7 protein-coding genes are annotated in these 21,261 nt (G+C 65.7%); 1 reads left to right on the top strand and 6 read right to left on the bottom strand.

The genetic code is table 11. From position 1 onward, the window contains the following. Positions 1-173: 173 nt before the first annotated feature. The 3 genes from J1C73_RS00035 to J1C73_RS00025 all read right to left on the bottom strand — a co-directional run bounded on the left by J1C73_RS00035 (position 174) and on the right by J1C73_RS00025 (position 6,663). A complete protein-coding gene (locus J1C73_RS00035; protein WP_207314485.1) occupies positions 174-1,280 on the bottom strand; it encodes a hypothetical protein in 1,107 nt (368 codons plus the stop codon). A gap of 785 nt (positions 1,281-2,065) precedes the next feature. Next, positions 2,066-5,320, bottom strand: coding sequence for a type I restriction-modification system subunit M (locus J1C73_RS00030; protein ID WP_207314484.1), 3,255 nt, complete (start codon positions 5,318-5,320; stop codon positions 2,066-2,068). Between the two features lie 638 nt (positions 5,321-5,958). Next, positions 5,959-6,663 (bottom strand): nucleotidyltransferase domain-containing protein, encoded by a 705-nt coding sequence (locus J1C73_RS00025; RefSeq protein WP_207314483.1) that lies wholly within the window; start codon positions 6,661-6,663, stop codon positions 5,959-5,961. 205 nt (positions 6,664-6,868) lie between these two features. On the opposite strand from J1C73_RS00025, the gene J1C73_RS00020 reads away from it, so the two are divergent. Next, positions 6,869-7,924: a PDDEXK family nuclease gene (locus tag J1C73_RS00020; protein WP_207314482.1), complete on the top strand. Its 1,056-nt coding sequence runs from the start codon at positions 6,869-6,871 to the stop codon at positions 7,922-7,924. A 59-nt stretch (positions 7,925-7,983) separates the two neighbouring features. Here J1C73_RS00020 and J1C73_RS00015 read toward each other — a convergent pair whose 3' ends face one another. Genes J1C73_RS00015 through J1C73_RS00005 form a run of 3 tightly spaced genes read right to left on the bottom strand, consistent with a single transcriptional unit; the run spans position 7,984 to position 21,103 of the window. Beyond that, complete coding sequence (locus tag J1C73_RS00015; RefSeq protein ID WP_207314481.1) at positions 7,984-10,296, bottom strand: UvrD-helicase domain-containing protein; 2,313 nt, start codon at positions 10,294-10,296, stop codon at positions 7,984-7,986. Beyond that, the gene (locus tag J1C73_RS00010) at positions 10,293-17,045 is read right to left on the bottom strand and encodes a DEAD/DEAH box helicase family protein (RefSeq protein WP_207314480.1); all 6,753 of its coding nucleotides are present in this window, start codon (positions 17,043-17,045) and stop codon (positions 10,293-10,295) included. The genes J1C73_RS00015 and J1C73_RS00010 overlap by 4 nt, the downstream gene beginning before the upstream one ends. Further along, entirely contained in the window at positions 17,042-21,103 is a 4,062-nt protein-coding gene (locus J1C73_RS00005; protein WP_207314479.1) for a class I SAM-dependent DNA methyltransferase, read from the bottom strand. Before J1C73_RS00005 ends, J1C73_RS00010 begins: the two co-directional genes overlap by 4 nt. Positions 21,104-21,261: the final 158 nt, after the last annotated feature.

Raw genomic sequence — 21,261 nt, 5'->3', positions numbered from 1 at the left:
GACAGTGACAGGACGAAGGCCCGGACGTCTGGTCCGGGCCTTGCTCTGTCGGAAACCGTGTAGCGGGTCGAAAGCCACTATCGGCTGGCCCGACGACAGCGGGGCCCGAACAGGATTGCCCTGCCTGGCCCCGCTGCTCGTCCCGGCGGACGACGTCCTCATGCGCGAGGCATTCAGTTACCGAGTCGGCACCTATGACCCTGCTCAGTGGTGTAAATGAAGCCACAGCGCTGGCACTCTTGCAGCCCATCGACCACGTCTGCGCAATGGAAGCAGAAGTCGATAGGCGTCTCTGGAGCGGCAGCGGTTCGGGCCCCTCGTACCAGGCTGCTCATCGCGCAGACGGGACACCGGTTCGGGGCGTCGCCGTCGTACGAGGCATCAGGAGCGGCACGGTCGAGAACGTGGACGGCGTAGCCCAGCGCCAGGCCCAGAGCGCCATAGCCCTCCACGCAGAGGTGGCAGTACAAGGGGGAGAGGCTGGCGTCCGACTGGCACCACTCGGGCACGCCTTTGATCATTGTCGGAGTGAGGGCGAACTGACGGCACTGCGGGCACTGGAGGGTACGCGCTCTGACGGGGCCCAGCACCGGAGCGAGGTCCTTCATGCGCTCTGCTACATAGCCCTGGATCGTACGGACCCCTCCGCGGATCCGGTCCATGTCTATCTCCGCGTGGCGTCGTTCCTCCTCATCCGTGATGTGCTCCAAAATGTGCTCACCGACGAAACTGATGAGGAAGTTCAGCACTTGGGCAGTGGTGCTCTCCACCTTGCCAGCTTTGGCGTTCTCACCGACCAAGCCATAGTGCTGCAGAGCGTTGCGGCGTTTCGCCAGGTTGGAGAGGGCATCCTTTTCACTCTGGCTGAACTTGATACCCGCCATATTGGTCAGGCGCTTACGCGTCTCTTCCGGAGAGCAACTGTTCAGCGTTCCGTTCTCGAGCGCTTCTCGCGTAGCGTCCCCGGGGTTGGCGAACACCAGAGACCAGTGCACCATCTGCAGACGCGCCTTCAGAAGCACTTCGGCGCCCGCAGCCAGGTGCAGCACGGCGTACTTCATGGCTCTTGCACTTGGTTCCCTTCCACCCTCTAGGTGCTCTGCCACGCTGACCAAGTAGTCCAGACCATTCCTGACGGGTGGGAAGTGCACATCTCCTGCGAGCTCCGCTTGGCGCACCTGGTAGTAGGACCCGTTATGTTCGACCAAGCGCTGATCCACTGACTGCGGTATCTCCTCGAGTTCATGACTCGACGCAGCGTCGAGAAATTGCTCATCCATGGGAATCCTTCAGGGCAAGTGAACCTTGGCGGAGGATCTTCTCACGCACCCGGTCCCGGTGTGTGCCTCCTGGAGGGTTGCCAGGGCTGTCGCCTCACCAAGGCGGCTGGTGTTGCTCGCGCGATGCCGGGCGGGACAAGCCGCCCGGCTACCGTCGGCCACGCTCCGTTTCCCACTTTCTGCGGTCAGCGCGACTGGATCCATAGGCCGCCGTACGCGACGACGGCGCCGCCAACCGCGGTTGCGGCCCCTCGGAGCAGATGCAGGCCGGCCTCGTTGCGGGGCCGCCGGGCGTGCTTGGTCCACCGAGTCCTCGACGATCCGCCATCCGGCGTCGGGTGGGGTTCCGGGTCCGGGCTGTTGCCCTTACGCTCGTCCTTGGACATGAGCTTCTCCGACTCCTCTGACTAGGACGACGAGAACGACACCCGCACGCTTCGCGACTACATCCGCGATCTGTGTTCCTGATGGGGTGTCAGGTCGATCGGGCTACCTAAACTGCCTAATCAGTGCAGGTGCGGGACGCCGACACCAGCGGTTGTGTGCTTGGCGCATGAGCAGCGGCCAGGCTCATCGCCCAAGGTCATGCCCAAAGACTGAAGTGGATGTCTGCCCTTCGCTTTACGGCTCTCCTGCCGCATGTGTGGGTGTGCTGACCTTCCCCGATACGTGAAACACGCCGTCTCCTGTGATCCTTGAGGTGTTTAAGCGGCTCCGCGTACTCCCGGTCGATCCGGTCCCGCACCTGGCGCAGCCGCGCCAGGTCGCTCGGCCTCGCCCCGCTGCTACTCGGGCGGACCGTACGTCATCTCCAGCGAATGCTCCTCCAGGCTGCGGAGCGTCAGTTGGTCGTCCCGGGCCTCATTGAGCAGGAAGAGCTCCCGGGTCCGACACTCCTCGCACAGGCTGACGACAGCGAACGGCCAGAGGTCGACCGGAGCCCCGTACGGGGCACTGTCCACGTAGATGCGGTCGGGACGAAGCGGCTGGGTACTCGACCGCTCGAACGGCTCCCAGCTCGGATGGCTGCCCCTCAGCCGGAGCCCAACTATCCGGTACGAGCCCTCGTCGAGGTACTCGCACCGCTCCACCCAGTCCCAGTGCGTCCCAGAGAGCCAGCTGACCGCACTGATCGCCCGCACGATGTGCGGTTCCAGCCGCTCGACGTCTTCCGCCAGTTGGTGGCTGGCGCGGACGCCGTGCGCGTGGTGCGAGGTGTTCCTGAAGTCCTTGATGTGGCCCAGTAGGGCGCGTGCGTTTCCCCGGTCGCGCACGGTGGCGAGCTGTTGGATGCGGGGCTCGATTCCCTCGGCCTCCAGCCGATCGAGGATCCAGAGCCAGGTGCCGAAGGTGGCGCCGGTCCGGAACTGCTTGCGCAGGTTCCGGGAGAAGCCGTTCGACGCGGCCAGCTCGGTGAGCGCCAGCACGCCCAGCACCCTGGCCAGGCCCTCGCCCAGCTTGAGCAGTCCGTCCTTCCGCTCCGCTGGGTGCGTGCTGACCCGGTACCGACGGGACAGCGCGGCGGCGTGGTGCGGAAAGCTCCACTCGGCGCGCGAGATCGGGTCGTCCAGCGGGCGCACGAGTTCGCCGATCAGGCCGGCCTCGTGGGCGGCGAACCTAATCTCGTTGCGAACCCCCTGGACGTCCCGTTCGCCGCTGCCGAAGACGTTGGGCAGGATTCCCGACATCGTGGTCCGCAGTGCGCGCCGTCCCTCCTGCACGGTCTCCAGGAGGCTCTCCACCTCGCTGTCGGTCACCAGGTCGACGGGGACGTGCGTGTCCAGCAGATCGCGAGCGCTGGGGTACTGACCTTTGTCCTTGCGAGAGTTCAACCACTCGCAGAGCGCCTGGCCACTGCCGCGGAGCGGCTGCAGTACGAAGAGCGAGGTCGCCGCCTCGCCGAAGCCCTGCGGCAGCAGGCGCCAGTTCCCCGGCCGTCCGACGAGCATGCCGCCCGAGCACAGCGTCAGCGCCCCCCCATCCTCCGGCGCGTCGGGGAGCTCAACGGCCGAGTCCGCCTCGTGGAGGTCCTGGGCGCGCAGGTGCTTGGGCCGGTCTGCGCCGTCCTCCTGCTCCTCGCCGCGCTGCGGCGGGTGAACCCGGGTGGTCTCCAACCGAACAATGCTGCGCAGCAGTTCGAATTGGCCGTCGAGTTCCGGTCGGTAGAAGAGCGCTGATGGGATCTCGCAACCCACCCGCGTCCTGCTGTCGTCGATCCAGGCGTCCGGAGCGGTCGGGTGCACTTCACGTCGGAGGTGGTCGCTCGGATCCACCTGCAGCGGCAGGTGGACGAACTCGCGCAGCTCGGGATCCGGCTCGTGCGCCTCGCCGATCCGCTGCGGCTCTCCGTCGCCATCGCGCACACCGACGGCCTTGCGGACCGCCGCCTCGAAAACCTTCCCGCGCGGCCAGCTCACGCCGGCCGAGGCGACCGCCCGGCGCAGCGCCGTGACGGCCTCCTGGCCCCTCGTCCACGTCGAGCCGACCAGAGGACGCAGGGCGGCCACCAGGGCAGCGGGATCACGGGTCTTCTGGATCACGCGCGATTCGGCGAGCCGAGTCAGGACCTCCTCGGATAGCTCGTACCGGAGTCGCAGCGGTTGATCGATCGTGACGCGCTGGTACATCAGTTCGTGGGTGGAGACCACGCGGACCCGGTCGTCCGGCTGCTGGGCGGGGTCGGCGGACAAGGTGTCCAGGTAGAGCCCGGTGATCTCGGCGATCTGGTCCGACGTGATGTATTTGCGCTTAGAGCCGATGGAGCGACGCATCCGCTGCCACTGGTCCTGAGCGTTCAGCAGCAGCACCTGACCCCTGCGCTGTACCAGCTTGCGGTTGCTGAGGACCCACAGGTAGGTGCTGATGCCGGTATTGGGGAAGAGGAGGTCGGGCAGCGCGACCACGGCCTCGAGCCAGTCGTTCTCCACGATCCACCGCCGGATGTCCGATTCGCCGGACCCCGCACCCCCGACGTACATCGGGGAGCCGTTGAAGATGACCGCTATTCGGCTGCCGCCCTCGCCCGAGGCGCTCACCGGCTTCATCTTCGCCAGCATGTGCTGCAGGAAGAGCAGTGAGCCGTCGTTAATCCGGGGAAGACCGGCCCCGAAGCGGCCCGCGAAACCGAGCTGCTCGTGCTCCGACCGGACCGCGTACTCGCTCTTCTTCCAGTTGACGCCGAACGGCGGATTGGCGAGGAGGTAGTCGAAGGCGGTTCCCTGGTGCCCATCCTCGGCGAAGACGTTCCCGAAGGCGATCGTCGAGGCCCGGCGGCCACTGGTCATCATGGTGGCACGGGAGATCGCCCATGACTCCCGGTTGATCTCCTGGCCGTACAGCGTGACGTTCGCCTGGGGGTTCATCAACGCGATGTACGAGGCAGCCTCGGTCAGCAGGCCGGCCGTCCCGCAGGCCGGATCCAGGATGGTGCGGACGGCATGCGGCGACGTCAGGAGGTCCGAGTCGGCGGATACGAGGAAGCCGGCCATCAGGTGGGCGACGTCCCGGGGGGTGTAGTGCTCCCCGCTCGCCTCGTTGCCGCTCTCCGCGAACCGCCGGACGAGCTCCTCGAAGAGGCTCTCCATGTGGTCGTCGGTGATCATCTGCCCCAGGTCGATCGAGACGAACTGCGCGACGACGCGGTAGAGGAGTCGGGCCTGGTGCAGGCGGGTGACGGTCCGCTCGAACTCGAAGCCGTCCAGCAGTTCCCTGACGTTCCGGGAGTACCCGTCGACATGGGCCAGGAGTAACCGGTCGGCGTTCTCCGGATCGCTGAGCACGCTCTCCATGGAGAACCGGCTGGAGTTGTAGAAGGGCCAACCCGAGGCGGCCGTCAGGCGCTGCTCCCGCTCCTGCTCGCCGTCGGTCCGCTCGGCCTCGTCGAGCACCGCCTGTCGGCTCGGGGCCAGCAGGCAGTCCAGCCGGCGCAGCACCGTGAACGGCAGGATCACCCGCCCGTACTCGGAAGACTTGAAGTCGCCGCGCAGCAGGTCGGCCACCGACCAGACGAGCTTGGACAGATGCCCGGTGCCGTCACTCATGCTGTCCTCCGCAGGCCGGTGCCCTCCATGGGACTGATCATCCCATGGCGGTGGCCGGGCCGGCCCACGAGGAACATGGGACGCCGACATGCCGGTGACGGTACCTGGGGACCTGGGCGTCGCCACCGTCGTCGGTCGTCCCTCGTCAACCGTCGATCAGCCGACCGGACGTCAGCCGTCGTTCTCTTTCAGCGATCATTTCCGGTCAGAGCACTAGCTGTACTCGGTGTGCTCGCTGGACAGCACCAACGCCGATGTGTCGGCTCGGACACCGAATGCATGCTCAAGAATCACCAAGACCTCCGGCCCCACGTGAACTCGCCAGTGACACTCACCACTGGAATCGCCGACTGGGCATCCAGTTCGATGAACTCTAAGTCGCCAGCCAGGCCAGCCTCTTCGGTTGCCTGGCGGCCTGGGGCGGCGCTTCTCTCACCTCACCACCAGCCAGACCCTGCCAGTAGGCGCAGTCCAAGCGACGGAACACGGCGTAGAACAGTCCTCCCTCAGTCCGCCGGTACGGCAGCACCAACACCTGGAACGGAGCACGACCCTCCAGACCTTCAGCCATCGCTCCACGGTGGAGCCGATGAGCCGCTTACGGTGTCGATCGGCGTCATCGCAGCCCGTCCCATCGGTCACGGTGTCCCACTGCGCCGATACCCGGCCCACAGTCGCCCGCCAGCCCGCGCCAGGACGTCGTCAACGACGCCAACAAGGGCTTCGGTCTGCCCGTTCAACGCCCCACGAACAGAATGGTGCAGGCGCACATTGAGGCCGGGCGCTGCGTCGTCGAGGCGACGTGCCAGCCACTTCCCGCCGCCACCCCACGCCCCGCCGAGCGCCAGCGCCAGTTCGCCTGCCCGTCTCGCCAGCTCTGAGGCGATGAACAGCCGCTCACCTTCATCGGTGCACCCAGCAAGATCGTCCAGGAGATCCGTGATCGAATATCGGAAGTCCTCGATCTCTTCCACTGTTGCCGCTGGCGGACCTGCGAGGGCCAGCTTCCTGGCTTCGGCAGCCACACTCACGCCGAGCCCATCCACGTCGAAGAGCAGTTCGCCATCCGCACACATCCACAGGAGCGGGGACCGGCGCTTGCGAATTTCCCGGTCCACGAATGCGTGCCAGGATTCTTCGGTGTGCACGAAGAGCTCCACGGGCCAGTCGCCGTACTGAAGGCTCTCTCTGTATGGAGCCGGCGGACCATGCAACAGCACCACGATGTCCAGGTCGGACAAGGCCGTGCGGCGCTCCGTCAGCACGCTGCCCCCCAGAAAAGCCGCGCGAGCGACAGGATGACGTTCCTCTACTACGGCGCGGGCGACGACAACCGGATCCATGCAGCCACTATCGGTATCCAGGGCGCGTCACGCATGTGGTTTGTTCAATCGCTCGGGTGAGCGGTGTGCGCCATGCCCGATGTGCGCACGGGTCGCCGCCAGAACTGCCCTCAGGGTGTGGAGGGCTGCTTTCCTGCCCGCTTCGGTCTCTGGATGAGATGATCACAGGCAGGGTCATGGTGTCGCATCGGTGGGAGGGGGAGCGGTGGCCACGGACGCCGTCTTGCGGGGGTACTTGCTGGAGGAATCGCTAGCTTGGCTGCTGCGGTTCAGTGGGTATCGGCTGTTGGTTCACGAGGACCAGGACCCCGAGGAACTGGTTGATCAAGAGGGGGCGCTTCGTGTACGCGGCCGTGGTGCCCTGCATCAGGTAGACGTGCTCGGCGAGTTCGCTTTCACACCCGCGTTCTCCATGCCGGTGCGGATGTTTCTGGAGGCCAAGTTCTACCAGAAGCCCTGTGGGCTGGAGATTGTCCGCAACGCCCATGGTGTGGTCCACGACGTCAACGAGAACTTCATGACGCATGCGGGCACACGCCCCCGACAGCGCTATCAGTATTCGTACGCGTTGTTCTCCGCGGGCGGCTTCACGGCGGATGCGCAGAGATATGCGCTGGCTCACCAGATCTCATTGGTGGATCTCTCCGGCGCCTCGTTCACCTGGCTGCTCGGCGCCATCGGCAGCACCGCGTGGAGCCTGTTCCAGGCACAGGAGAAGTACCTGCCCAAGCCCCCAGGGTTCCCCGTGACGTGGATGCGACGACAGCTGCGGACAGCGTTGGAGACATCCCCGGTGCACTTCCTGCCCTCGGCTGACATTGCTGAGGGGAAGTTCAAGGACGCCGCCCGCGCCGCGCTCGACCAGCTGGTTGCGGCTCTCCGCCAGCGCAGTGAGACGGAGCTGCTGCTCGGATTTCCCTCCGCGCCCTTCATCCTTCCGCTGGCTGCGGATGACCACAGTCGGTTCCTGCAGTACGCGGACGCCCGACCGGACCATGCGGTGCGCATCAAGAGGCGCGGCAGCGGGACGGTGGCGGAGTGGACACTGGCTCCGGTAGAGGCGCCCGGCTCCTACGAGTTGGCGTTCAAGCTCCCGAAGCACATCGAACAGTGGATCAGCGACATTGACGGGAAGGAGCGGCGGCGCACCATGGAGATCAAGGAGCAGTTTCTGTCCGTGATCACCATCTACCGGATGAACGGCGAGGGTCTGCGTACCTACCAACTGCGCTACGAGGCGAGTTCCTTGTCGCGCTTCTGATTCCGGTGTGACGTTCCGGACCCCAGCGTTGGTGCGTTGGCCAGGGTCCGGAGACGACTTCAGACCGGCAGGTATGGGCTGGGCTTGCTGTGCCAGCTGATGCTCAGGGCGTCACGGGCGCGGGTGGTGGCGACGAAGAGCAGCGAGCGGGCCTTACGTTGCTCGCGCTCGTATCGCGGCGGGTCTTCGGTGCGGTAGCGCTCGATTCTGCTGGTCTGGGGAATGATGCCGTCACTGGCGCCGACGATGGCGAGGCGCTGGTACTCAAGTCCCTTGAAGCGGTGCATGGTGCCGACATGGACTTCCCCATCGCCCTTGGGGCCGTCCTTGGTGAGCTCGGCGCAGGTGATGCCGGCCTTGGTGACCAGGTAGTACATGGCCTGGCTGACCATGTCGCGGTCGGCGACGCAGACGGCGATGCGGCCACTGGGGTCGCTGGGGGCACCGTTCTCGTTTGTGGACAGTTCGTCGCGCCACGTGGTCAGGGTGGTGGCGAGGCCGGCGAGTTCGTCGTCCCAGGTGCGGTACGGGACGAACGTAGGTGCGGGGCCGTGGAGGACGGAGCGGTAACCGGCGAGGTTGTCGGTGCCGTCGTCGAGGTCGTCGTAGGTGGCCTTCTTGTCGTCGACGACGCGCATGGCCTGGACGAGGATTTCCTTGGTGGTGCGGTAGCTCAGGGTCAGGCGGGAGGAGCGACCGCGGATGTTGATGCCGAGGGCGCCGAGGGTGACCTGGTGGTCGTAGATGCGCTGGTGGGTATCGCCTGCGATGAACATGTCGTTGGCGAGGTCAGGGTCGGCCATGGCGCGCAGCATCTTCCAGTGCGCGGGGCGAAGGTCCTGGGCCTCGTCGACCACGATGTGCTGGTAGCGGTAGCCCAGGTAGCGCATGCCGGAGCTGTTATCGCGATGGATAAGGTCCTTGCCGCCGATCTCTTCCTTGTACGCGCGACGGGACTTGATCTTCGCGGCGCGTTCGATCTCGAAGCGGGCGGCACGCTCGGAGGCTTGACCCCAGGTTTCCACGCCGAGCTTGTCGAGGCGGGCGGTGAACTGCTCGATGAGCTTCCAGATGTGGTTGCGCTCGGGGCGGGTCAGTGCCCGCCCTCGGCCTGCCCGACGGGCTTGGAAATAGGCAGATCGGGTGGGGACGGACTGGCCGAGGACGACCTGCTCCCACTCCTCCAACAAGAACTCCGGCTCCCAGCGGCGGTCGTCGAGTTCTGCCAGAAGCTGTCGCATCTCGTTCAGCGCCACGTGGTCGTAGACGCGCTGCTTGCCGCGGCCGGGGGCGGTGTTCTCGCCCAGGACGCGGGCGGCGAGCTGGTCGATGTGGGCGATCTCGACGCGGGCGAGGAGTTCCGGTTCGACGAGGGAGGCCAGTCGCAGGCGGAGATCAGTGGTGAGGTTCTTGGTGAACGTGGTCAGCAGGATCGGCTTGTTGTGACCCGGGGGCAGCTGCTCGGCGAGGTGCTTGACCCGGTGGAGCGCAACGATGGTCTTGCCGGTGCCGGGACCGCCGGACACGCGTGCGGGGCCCTTGTACTGGCGCTGGACGATGCGTTCCTGGGTGCGGTGCAGGAAGACCTTCCAAGCGCGGAAGTCGCCCTCGTCGATGACAGCCTGGACGTCGTCGTCGACAGCGGTGACCTTGGTGCGGGTCACAGCGGCGGCGAAGTCGTCAAGGTCGGGCTGCTGGCCGAGCTCGACCGGCTTGGTGATCTCCTTACGGACCTCGTCGATGTCCATCCCGGCCGCAAGGCCGTACAGAACGTCCTTGGACAGCAGCGGGGCGCCCTTGAGGAGTTGGTCGAGCTCGGTGCTCTCGGTGACAGCAAGGGCAAGGTCGATGAGTTGGTCGGCGACACCGAGGTCGCGCAGCTGTCCGGCGTCGTAGGCGGCGAGCAGCGCAGGCGCGGCCTCGGGTCCGGCGACGTGCCGAACCGGTTCCGGGGCGGGCTCGGGTGCCTCGGCCGGAGATTCGGGCTCCGAGGGGGTGAGGGTGATACCGGCGCGGCGCAGTGCACTGTCGCCGACGACGGCGAGGTCGACGAACTCGATCTCGCCGGTGACCCGGTTGACGGCGACTTGGAGTTCTTCGTAGACGTCTCTGCGGTGGCGTACGGCGATGACCAGCCAGTTTTCCGTACCGTCCGCGTCGACCCCGGTGGGGGTGAGCAGAGCGCGGTAGGACTGGTTGACCCGGGCGGACCAGATACGGGAGTCGCCCTTGAGCTTCTGCTTCTTTAGCCCCGGCTGGTCGGGGTTGGTCCGGAAGATGTGGCAGAAGTCGTAGAACTGGGCCTTGACCGAGCGGTCGAGCTTGTACAGCTCCTGTTCGGCCTTGCGGTACAGGCTGAGCCGGGCGGTCATCGGGTGGTGCCTTCCGTGTCGGGGAGCTGGTCGAGCAACTCGTCCAGATGGGTCAGCCATTCGCCGGCTGTGTGGACCTGCCAGCCGTCGTCGGTGTAGGCGGCGTCGCGGCGCTGGGCCTCGGCGTCGTCCTCGCCCTGGTGGGCGGTCATGACGGCGATCTTGAGTCCGGGGGACTGCCAGGCGAATTCGGCTTGCCAGCGGCTTGCACCGAGTTCGAAGCCGAAGACGGGAGCCTGCTTGCCTCGGTCGGCGAGGGTTTCGGCAAGACGTAGGAGGTCAGGTGCCTCGTCGGGTTCCTCGCGCAGTATTTCCAGGATGTCCTCGTCCCAGACGGCGTCCCGAAGCATCTGGACGATGACAGCTTCGGCGGCCGAGTCATGGCCCGGGTTCGGATCGACCGGTTTGACGCTTTCTGCTGGCACGGGCGCCTCGGGTTTGGCGGGCGCCGGTACAGGGGCGCCCATGAGGGAGTCGAGTTCGCCGAGCCCTCCGCATACCGCGAGCACTTCGACTTCAAAAGCGGCGGCGCGGCTGGCGGCGAGCTGGACGCCGTCGCCTCCGGCCAGGGACAGGAACTGGGTGAGGTTGCTCCAGTACAACCACGACCGCCAGCGCAGCTTGTGCTCATCACTCTCCAGGACGGAATCGGTGTCATCCAGGATGGTGAGTGCGCTCCACCGTGGGGCTTCGGGGTCGGCAGCATCCAGGGTGACGAGGATCGGTAGTCCGTTCTCGTCCTGGGTCCGGAACACGTGAACGGGCCCGATCCCGGCGGCATCCGGTACAACCGGCTTGTCGTGGCGCGCACTGCTGCTGAAGGTGGCCAGCTCACTGCGCAGCGCCGCCACCAGCTCGCTGCGGCGCCCGGTCGCGGCGACGGGAGTGGTTCCCGCGGTACTCAACAGGCCGGTGACCAGTGCGCGGGAGCGGCGGGCCCAGCGGTCGGCGTCAGGATCACGCAGGTAGGCGATCAACGTGTCGATCGGGTTGGCGAAGACGGCGTTCGCGAAGTGGGCGCGCTGTCCGCCGTACTGCTCGTAGGCGGCCTTGGCCTGTTCTTGGGCCGTGCCTCGATAGGGCGGCCAGACGGGTTTGGTCCGCGTGGGGCGCTTCTCGAACAGGTCGATGTCCGCCCAGGTCACCTGGAAGACGATCTCTCCCTCGGCACGCAGCTTGGTGCGCTGAGCCGCGTCGTGGGCGATGCGGTTGTGTTCACGGCTGGCGTGGAAACGGAATCCTTCGAGATAGACCTTGACGCTCTGGGCCGGACCGTCGACCCGGGTGAAGGTGAAATCAGTCCGGGTGCCCTGGAGTTGCTGCTGGGCTGTCAGTCGCCAATGGGTGACGTCGGAACCGGCGGTGAAGCGCAGATGTCCGCTGGCGTGGCCGTCCTCGTCCAGGGCGGCGTCGTCGGTGACCTTCACCCAGTCGCGCAGGGTGGCCAGGAAGCGCGCCTCCAGGTCCGATTCGACTTGGGCGTCCAGACCGACCAGCCCGGTGTGATCAACGTCAGCGATATCCCAACCGTCCGCACCCTCTGCCGTGAACAGCAGCGACTCCAGCATGTTCAGCGCTGACTGGCGCGAGACGATGTCCTGGAAGCGCTCGGGCGTATAACGGTGCAGACACCGGTGGCAGGCCCGGCGCTGTTCCTCGGCGCACGGACACTCCTTCAGCATCTCGTACGCCGCCGCGAGGGTTTCGCGGAAGGCGACGCGATCGGTGAGCCGGTCCAGATAGCCGGTGCCGCCGGGCAGGGAATCGAAGAGCACCAGGAACCAACGGCGCTCTCCGCTCTCGGCATCCGGCATAGAAGCCACGGTGGTGTCCAGGTGCTGCGGGTCGCCGCCGAAGTGCAGGTCCACACCGAGCCGCAGCGCGGCACGGAAGGAGTGAACCTTGGCGTCCACGTCCGCTGTTGCGGCCGGGATCAGCACCCGCAGAGCCTCGGTCTTCAACGTATGGGCCAGCAGCACCGGCTCCTGGGTGGCCCCGTCTCGCTTGCCGCGGCGCAGTGGACACCAAGGGCGGTGGTGCTTGAGCTGCGGGCTGCGGGCGGCTGCGGAGTCGAGAGCGTCGGTGTCGTGGTCGAAGACCGGCTTGCCGTCCGCGCTGGCCGCCCCACAGGCGGTGCACACATGGAACGGGTTGAGCCGCACCAGATGCCCGGCGAAGTCGTCGCGGGCCGGGGCGTCGTAACGGACCGGCCCTACATTGATCCGGCGGATCATGGCACTGCGGCAGTAGTCGACGCCGAACGTTTGCTTCGTGTGACGCCACGAGCCGGGCTCGATGTCGCCTACCGGGATGTCCACCGCGTCTACGACGGAGTAGTTGCGGCGGTCGCGGTCGTCCTTGTCGTCGCGGATGCGGGCGTCCTCGCGCTTGTCCCGCGAGGTCACGGTCGCGGGCTCCACGATCTGAAAAAGGCAGGAACCGTCGTCGGCGATATGGGCGCTCTTGCAGCGCGGGCACGGCGAGCGGTCCTCGGTAGCGTCCTCGGTACGCACAAATCCGCAGCCCGGGCACACCCGCCAGGTGCGCCATTCCTGCCGGCCGCCGGTGGAGATCTCCAGGCCGGTGATCTCGTGCCGGTAGCCGTTGACGTAGAAGGAGTTGCCCGGGGCCAGCTCCGAGAGCGCGTAGCGGCGCGGCCGGTCGTAGGAGTCGGTGGTGGAGGTGAACTTCGCCTTCCCCGTCTTCGGGTCGATGCCGTCCTCGCCGTACAGCGTCGCGGACAGCGTGGTGACCGAGTCGATCAGTGCGTAGTTCGGCAGTAGCCCCAGGTCGCACAGTGCGCTCTGGGCGGCTGTATCGCCCAGATTGAGCAGGCGTCGGCCCACTCCGCGCCGCTCGGCGTCCAGTTCGGCTTTCTGCCGCGCCTGGTCCGGGTCGGAGTCGTGCAGCTCGTCGTGGGCCTCGTCGATCTGAGCCAGCCGGGCGCGCAGCGCCTGATCGCCGCGGCGCCACTCCCGCTCGGCCTCTTCTACCGCGCCGCGCAGCTCGTGCATCGCGTACTTGCGCAGGTCGTCCTTGGCCCGGTCGTTGACGCCGGTGGGGAACATCTCCAGGAAGCCCTTGGCGAGTTCTTCCCCCTGGGCGATGGCCACTTCCACCAAATCGATCAGGTAGCCGGATGGACCGAACAGGGCGGGTGCCTTGGTCGGCAGGGCGCGTAGCACGATGCCGTCAGCGCGGACGAGACGGCCGGCAGCAGCGAGGTCCAGCAGGTGCGCCAGGTACTGGCGGCGCAGGATCTCCACCGCTGAAAGATGGCATCCCGGGGGCACGATCGTGCCGGCGATCAGATCCTTGGGGCGCTCCAGGAAATACAGGTCGCGCCGTCGACGATCGGGAATCGTCAGCAAGAACGCATTGCCCGTCCGGCGTCCGGCCCGCCCGACCTGCTGGGCGTAACTGGCCGGCCGGCGCGGCAGCGCTGCCAGCACCACCGCGGACAGGTCACCAATGTCGATGCCCATCTCCAGCGTCGGCGTGCAGGAGAGGACATTGGGGTCCTTGAAGCCCGTGCGGCGCTTGAACGCCTCCTCCACCTTCTCGCGCTGCGGGCGCGTGAGCATGCCGGTGTGCTCGGCGGTGACCACCTGGTACGTCCCGGCCTTGCGGTACAGGTGCCGGTAGTAGTCGAGGGTGTAGTCACGGTCGCGGTGGTGCACACCAAGCCGCTCGGGCCGGTCCCCGGCCACCAGACGGCCTCTGCGGCAGCGGTAGGAGGGGCAGGGCTGGTCGTGCCACTGATCAAGAAGGGAGGGGTGGACCGTCTGTTCCCAGAAGCACACCGGGCAGCGCACATACGCGTGCCGGACCTGTTCGTCGTCCAGGAGCAGCGCTTCGACGTTGCCCGGCTTGAGCCCGTAGACCCGTACTGAGGTGTCGTTCGGCGTACGGGACGACAGCAGTCCGATCGCGGCGAGCTCCGGCAGCAGGCGGCTCCAGAACTCCGGCGCCGCCTCACGCGAAAGCCCCAGGCAGCGCCCGGCCCACCGCTCGTACCAGGACAGCCGGCCCGTCGCGAAGTCGAATTCGCTGCCGTTCTTGGGCGAGCTGAGCAAGAACACCGGAGCCGCGACCCGCTTGGGGAAAGCGCGCATGCCGGGTGCGCGCTTGCCCCAGATGAAGTACCGGCTGGTGCCCGCCTCATCGACGTACTTGTCCAGCCACTGGTGCGCGATGGCACCCCGTGTGCGAAGGCGCTCCAAGAACACCCGCACGAACGCCAGATAGCGTGCGTCGTCCTGCGGCTGAAGCGGCAGATCGGCGCGCTCGAACTCCTCGTGGATCCGCTTGACCAGCGCCACCACACCGTCCGGATCCGAGATGCGTACCTGCGCGGCTGCGGTCCGGGTCAGCTCCAGGGTGCGCCCGTTGCGGGAGCGGAACCCGAACTCCATCAGCGCTTCGAAGGCCAGGCGCTGACCGATCAGCCGCCAGGTCGGCAGATCCCCGCCGCGACCCTGCCCGGACAGCAACCGGTCCACGCCCCTGAAACCATGCAGATCCGGCGGCACCACCGCGGCCAGGGTTTCCTTGTCGGTCGTGGCCTCGACCACGTTCGCGATCAGATCGTTCAGCGCGGTGGGCACGTCGCTGCGCAGGTGCTTCGCAAGCAGGGCGCGCAACGAGAAGGTGTACGAACGGTTCGCGACGAACCCGGCCCGGTGCGCGGCATCCTGCACCGAGTCGTTGAACATCAGCGTCTTGTCTTCGTGCCGATCTTTGTCGAGCTCCCCGCCCGTGAACAACTGGGTGATCGACGCCGCAGTCATCGCAGCCGCTCCAGTACCCAGATAGCGGATCGCGTTGCGCTCACCGCACGCCGGGCACCAGTCCTCCTTGGCCGCGGTATTCGCCGTATCCCCGAAGTTGACCAGGACGAACGCCGAATCGCGGGCCGTCAGCCGCGGCTCCTTGGACTCCTTGTCGTAATCGTTGAGCGGATCGGGCAGCCGCAGCCGCTTGCGCGCCCCGTCCAGCACCATAAGCAGACCGCCCGCACTCTGCAGGGCGGTGGTCCCCTTGCCGCCCCGACCGCTGGCCGGCAGCACCGCAGCCCCAGAACCCTCGCGCGCTTCGCGCTCGGTCGCCGAGACCAGGTTCCGTACCCGGGCCTTGTCCTGACCCAAGGAGGCACGACGGATCTTGTATGTGTCGAACTGGACCTCGTGGTCGTCGCTCTCCGGTGAGAACACCGCCCAGCCTGACCGCCCGCAGTCCCGGCAGTAGACCGCTGGCAGAAACAGGTTCGCGCTCTGCCCCGATGTGGCCGTGGTCACCGGTGCCGAACGGTTTCCGCTTCCCGCACTGGCATCGGCCGCACCGGCCACATCCCAGCGGAACTCCGCCTTGGGCCATGGCAGTACGCCGCGCAGGAGCCGCGAGACCGACCGGGCCCACTGGTGCACCTCGACATGCACGAACGGTCGCGGCGGCTCTCCCGCCGGCGACTTCGGGTCACGTGCGTACGACAACAGGGCCACGAATCGGGCGAGCGCCTCGGCGGCCTTCTCCGGCTGGCGGGCCACCGCCTCCGCCCAACCGGCCGCGCCTGCACGCCACATGATGTCCAGCACTTCGGCGCCGGTCTTCACCTCACCGTCCAGAGCCTGCATCACCGCCCGGGTGAACAGGTGCCGCTTCAGGTTCTCGCCCAATACGAGGGGGTGGTCGTTGCGGACCCCGGTCACCGACTCGATGAGGTCCAGCATCGCCTCATCGCTCGTCGCGGGATCGGGCAGGGCCAGCAGCTCGTCCGGCGTCGGTAGCCCCTGCATCCGTACGTCCGCCAGTGGGATGAACTCCTCCACCGACAGCCGGTTCTCCCCGACGATGGACTCCGCCGTGAACTCTGTACCGAAGACCTGCGTCGCTACCTCGAGCAGCTGGGCCACTCCGTCTGCATCCGTCCCAGACGCGAGCGTCGCCGACGTCGCCACCGGACAGATCGAACCCAGCGGACGCCCCTCCTCGGACGCCCCCACGGCAGCCGCGAGCCGCCGCAGCAGCATTGCCACGTCGGTGCCCTGCGCACCGTCGTAGGTGTGGAACTCATCCACCACCACGTACCTGATGTCCGACCCACGCCACAGCGGCGCGTCATCCGCACGCTGCAGCAGCAGATCCATCATCTTGTAGTTCGTGATCAAGATGTCCGGCGGCGAGAGCTGCATGTCTGAGCGGCGCGTACGAACGTTGTCGTACTTCATGGCCGCCTTGTCACCGATGTACAGCCCGGCCGACAACTTGTTCAGCGCATCGTTCTCCGAGAGCAGCTCGTTGATGCGCTGCGCCTGATCAGTCGCCAGCGCGTTCATCGGGTACAGGAACACCGCCTTGATGCCGGTCTTCCCCGCCTCCCGCTCGCGGAGACAGTGATCCAGCACCGGGTACAGGAACGCCTCCGTCTTACCCGAGCCCGTCCCCGTCGTCACCAGAGTCGGCTGCGGCACATGCCCGTTCGCGGACGTCAGCCGCTCGAAGGCTACGGCCTGGTGTGCGTATGGGGTGTACCCCTCGCGCTGCCACTCCAGATGCTGCCGCCACTCCTCGCCGGCCACTGTGAACGGTGTTCGGATCCGCAGATACGGGCCCCGGAACATCCCCGACGTCTCATCACCCAGGAACCGATGCAGCGCCTCACGTGCACCCTCATCCGTCAACGCGTACGTCGTCGACAGATACTGCAACAGGCTCTCCTTGAGCCCCCGTGCCTCCAGCGTCGGCCTCACGGCTTCGGCACCTCCTGCTTCTCCAGGTCCCACTCGCCGCGAGCGACTGCGGCATCTAGTCGTTTCTGAAAGACGGCGTGCGCCTCTCGCATCTCCGTTTCGCGATCCGCCTTGGAGAAGGGAGCGACATAGCCCTCAGGCACGGGCAAGTTTTTCGGGTCGGCTTGATACGCCTCAAATTGGCCCCAGCTTTCCTTGGTCTGGCGCTGACCGAAGGTGCGTGCGTTGCCTGCGATCTTCGATCCCTCGGCATCAAACCAAGTCACTGCCTCGTACTTCTGCAGTACAGGGAAGCGGCCCTTGTATGCCGCGACAAGAGCGTCGGCTTCCATTCCGAGCCACACTGCGACTAGAGCATCAATTTCCACCAGAGCGGAACGTCGTGCCCGCTCGGTGCGTAGCGGTGTTTCCGGACGCCAGACTGGCGACACCTCGTGCAACGCCGGTAGGCCAGTCCAGTCGCACGCCCATGACTCACGTGTGGTCCAAGTTGGGTCGTACAGTTCTGACCACAGCCCCGAGTAAGCACTGGTAAGGAAATTCAACCGCAATGTTCGCAGGAGTAGCGAGGAAGCGAGGGGGTGATCGCCGGCGGGTGAGGGCATCGCTTTAGCACCCTTCACTTGCAAGTCGCCACGACCAGTAGCGCGGAGGAAGTAGTCGAGCGGGAGCGAGGCCCAGAAACCGGCTACCAATGCGGTTAGCCGAAGATTCGGCATGGCCAGGCTGTGTACCAAGTGAACGTGCGCTACACCTGGCGGCACCAATGCGGCATAAAGTGCACGCTCAGTGTCCGGGGCGATCTGGCGACGCCAGGCAAGCCGAGGGAAGACCACGTATCGGCGACGCGCTCGTTCTTCGAGTAGGGCATCAATCTTGGCGGGATCGACATCGCTTTCTGGAACGTTGTCGGTCAATGCAATTTGCGAACGCGCCTTGGATACCGCCCTACCGTCAGAACGTAGTCGCTCCAGGGCTCGGCCGTCTACCCAACGATCTTGCTTGGCGAGATACGACTGCGCCATCCCGGGGGCACGCACATAGGCAGTGTCCGGGACGAAGTCTGACGCAAGGGTAGTCAAGTCCCGACCGTAAGGGTCGTTACTATTAGCGTCATGGCACTTGAATACTGGCGTGGCGATACCCAGTTGAGTTCCCTTCAAGATGACATTACGCCACCTCTCGGGCTGGTAGGGATGACCGGTGGGGCTGCTCGGGCGGTTGTAATCGATCAACCCAGCAGCCTTTGCGTCACTTTCCATTAGCCCGCGCGTGATCGGCGGGTTGAACCTACCAAGCCGCAATGGGTATTGAGAAAGAGCTGTGATGGCAGACGCCTCGGCTGTGCTGACAGGGAACAGAAGGCGGGATTGTTCAACTGGAAGGTGTGATTCATCCAGTAGGCGCTGCCATTCGGCGAGGAGATCTCGGTTCACGTGAATGACGCGTGACCGGTGAGGGCGTTCATCGAATTCGCCATTTTGCCATCTCACGCCCGGAACTTCCCCGGAGCCATCATGTGCGGCTGAATCGCGGAGAGCGTCCGCTGACACCAACCATGACATGTGGTCAAAATTGATTTCCGAAGGGCTGCCGTAAATATGCACGCCAAAGTGTGCTGCATGTCCGACGGGCGGAGGGAAGAAGCGCTGTCCGGCATTCACGAAGTCTCCGTGGACGCACAAGCGGTGGTATGCGGCCTCGCGAAGTGCCCCTTCCTTGTCGCCGGTGAAGTGGGTATCGGGATGCACGAGCCCAGCCATACCTGACGGAGACTGATGAGACCAGACCTGAAGCATGAATGCCCGATAAAGATCTGGGCGAGTTCCTACGAGCAAGGGATAGGTGGTCTCATGCCCGTAAAACGAGGAGCAGCCGCTTACCTTCTCGCGCTCATGAATGTAATAATCGAACGTCCTTCGCTGATTCAGTGCAATGGATCGCCGTTTGCTCTGCTCGATTGCTGACGGCCTGTCCGCCAACTCAAACCAAGGTTCGTGCTCGGCGAGGACGCTTGCCTCATCCCAGTCAGGGCGCACCCAGGGGGGATTGCCCACCTGGAGATCGAAGCCGCCGCTGCGAGCGAATACGAGAGCGAACTCCAACTCCCAGTGAAGAAATCCCTGCTCCTCGGCAATGTCCCGAGTAATGCGCAGCCATGGAAAGACGTCCTCCGGGTTTCCGGTGTCCATTCCCATGAAGCCGGGGAGCGCCTCTTCGTACGTTTTGAGATCTGCCAGGGTTTTGAAGTTGTCGAGGAAAGTTCCGTCAGGTACGTCGGCTCTTCCAAGCATGGATTCCAAGAAGTCCAGCCAGTCGTCCAGCTCCTTGAGTGGGATGACCGGGCGGCGCATCGGTCCCTTTGGCTTTGCGCCGACCTGCTTCGCTGCCTTCGGTCCGATCTCTTTGGTCTCGATGATCGCTTCGTCGTCGGCGGTCAGTACGAGATCTTCGAAGGAGGTCTGCTCGGCGCCAAGCGCGAAAAGTGCCGTCGCTTCGACGAAGCGTGGCTCGGCCTTCGGTGTCGGGGCAGCCAACGGTTCGGGAGCCACCTGTTCCTTGAGCTCTTCGCCGGTAAGAGGCACTTGACCCAGTAGCTCGCTCAGGCTGTCGCTGCTCACCACGGTGCGGACCGCGTAGTCGCCATCCGTGCCATCCAGTAGGCCGGCTTTACCGACGGGCCAAAACCACAGGGCGCACCAGGCGTCCATGACCTTCTTCAACCGCCAATAAGGGGTGTCGGCAGAGTTGAAGAGGTCTTCCAGAACCTTCTCCTTGGGGACGGCCTGATCAGGGTGGTGGAGGAAGGCGTACTCGGGATCCGTCGGGTCGGCCTGCCAGACATCGATCCTGCGCGCGATCTCTTGTTCGGAGAGTTCCATGCGCTTGACGACGAGCGACCACAGGAACTCGGCTCGGCGGGCGGCGTCCCGCAACCGTGTGAACTGTGACGGCGCTTCCGCCTTCGGTAGCTTGGTCGTGGGGTGAAGTTTTGGGCTGCCGTCCTTGTTGAGGTGGGCGGTGCTGCGCTTGGGGCGTTGGAGAAGGCCCTTCTTCCACTCGGCCAGCTGCTTGACGTGCTCCTCGGCCAGCTGCTTGGCCTCTTTCGAGCCCGCGACCGCAGCCCATCCTGGACTGGGAAGCAAGAACTGGTGTACCGCGTCATGGGGCAGTGGTTGGAGTTGGCCGTCCTTAAGGAATGCCAGCGGAGTCGGTGCCAGAGCGCCCTTGTTCTTCAGCCATGCTTTGGCTGGTGAAGCGACCTCCTCACCCGTATAGACGGCTCGACGTGCGCCGATGAGGGAGTTGCCTCGGCGCAGGTGGAGCCCGAACCAGGGGGCTCGCATGCCGGGGTGCATGGTGTTCAACCACAGGGACACCTCAGCGAGTTCGACGCCGGTGGCATTGAGGTCGACGCCGTAGGTGTTGTGTAGGGCGATGTAGGCCCTGGCCTTCTGCTTCTCGGTGAGCGCGTCGGCGGTGGGGATGGGAATGCCGAGTTCGTCCTGGCGGCGGCGTAGGTATTCGTCGGCGACTTGGTTGATGGCCTCGTTGAGGAAGGACCCGGAGCCGAGTGCCGGCTCGCAGATCTTGTACTTGAGGAGCTCGGACGCGCGGGTCTTGATGATGTTGCCGTCGGCGTCACGTTCCTGGTCGAGCCGGTTTTTCAGAGTGAGCTCGACAGTGACCTGGGTGAGCGACTCGGGGGTGTAGTACGAGGCGGAGGTCTCGCGGTCGCGGCCGGCGAGCCGGTAGACGAAGGAGCCCTTGTCGTACTTCTTGACGCCGCGCAGCCCCTTGCGGGCGTCGTCCTCGCTGTAGTGGATGAGGGTCGTGTCGGGGTACTGGTCTTGCTTGTGCGAGGGGATGAGCCAGGATCCCTTCTCCGGGTCGCCGCCCTTGGCGACCTCGCACAGCTCTTCCTCGGCGATGATGCCGGTGTACGACATCAGACCCTCATATACGGCGCCGAGTTGATTGATGCCCAGGTTGCGGTAGGAAATGAATCCGCCACGTTCCCCGCGCTTGCCCTTCTTCATGGTGAGCAGGCGCAGCACTTCGTGGAGGGCGGAGTTTCGCAGGCGCAGGTCGAGCCAGTGCGGGTCGTTGTCCTCGTCGCTGGTCGGGTCCAGGATGCGGGAGCCGATGAGGCGGATGGCGGTGGGCTCGAAGAGTTCGCTGCGCAGGGGCTCGAAGCGAAGACCGCGGTCTTCGC

Origin of the sequence: Streptomyces laculatispora, assembly GCF_017353455.1 — a bacterium.
GTDB lineage: Bacteria > Actinomycetota > Actinomycetes > Streptomycetales > Streptomycetaceae > Streptomyces > Streptomyces laculatispora.
The sequence above is the reverse complement of the archived record's forward strand: the minus strand, read 5'-3'. Positions and strand labels throughout refer to the sequence as shown.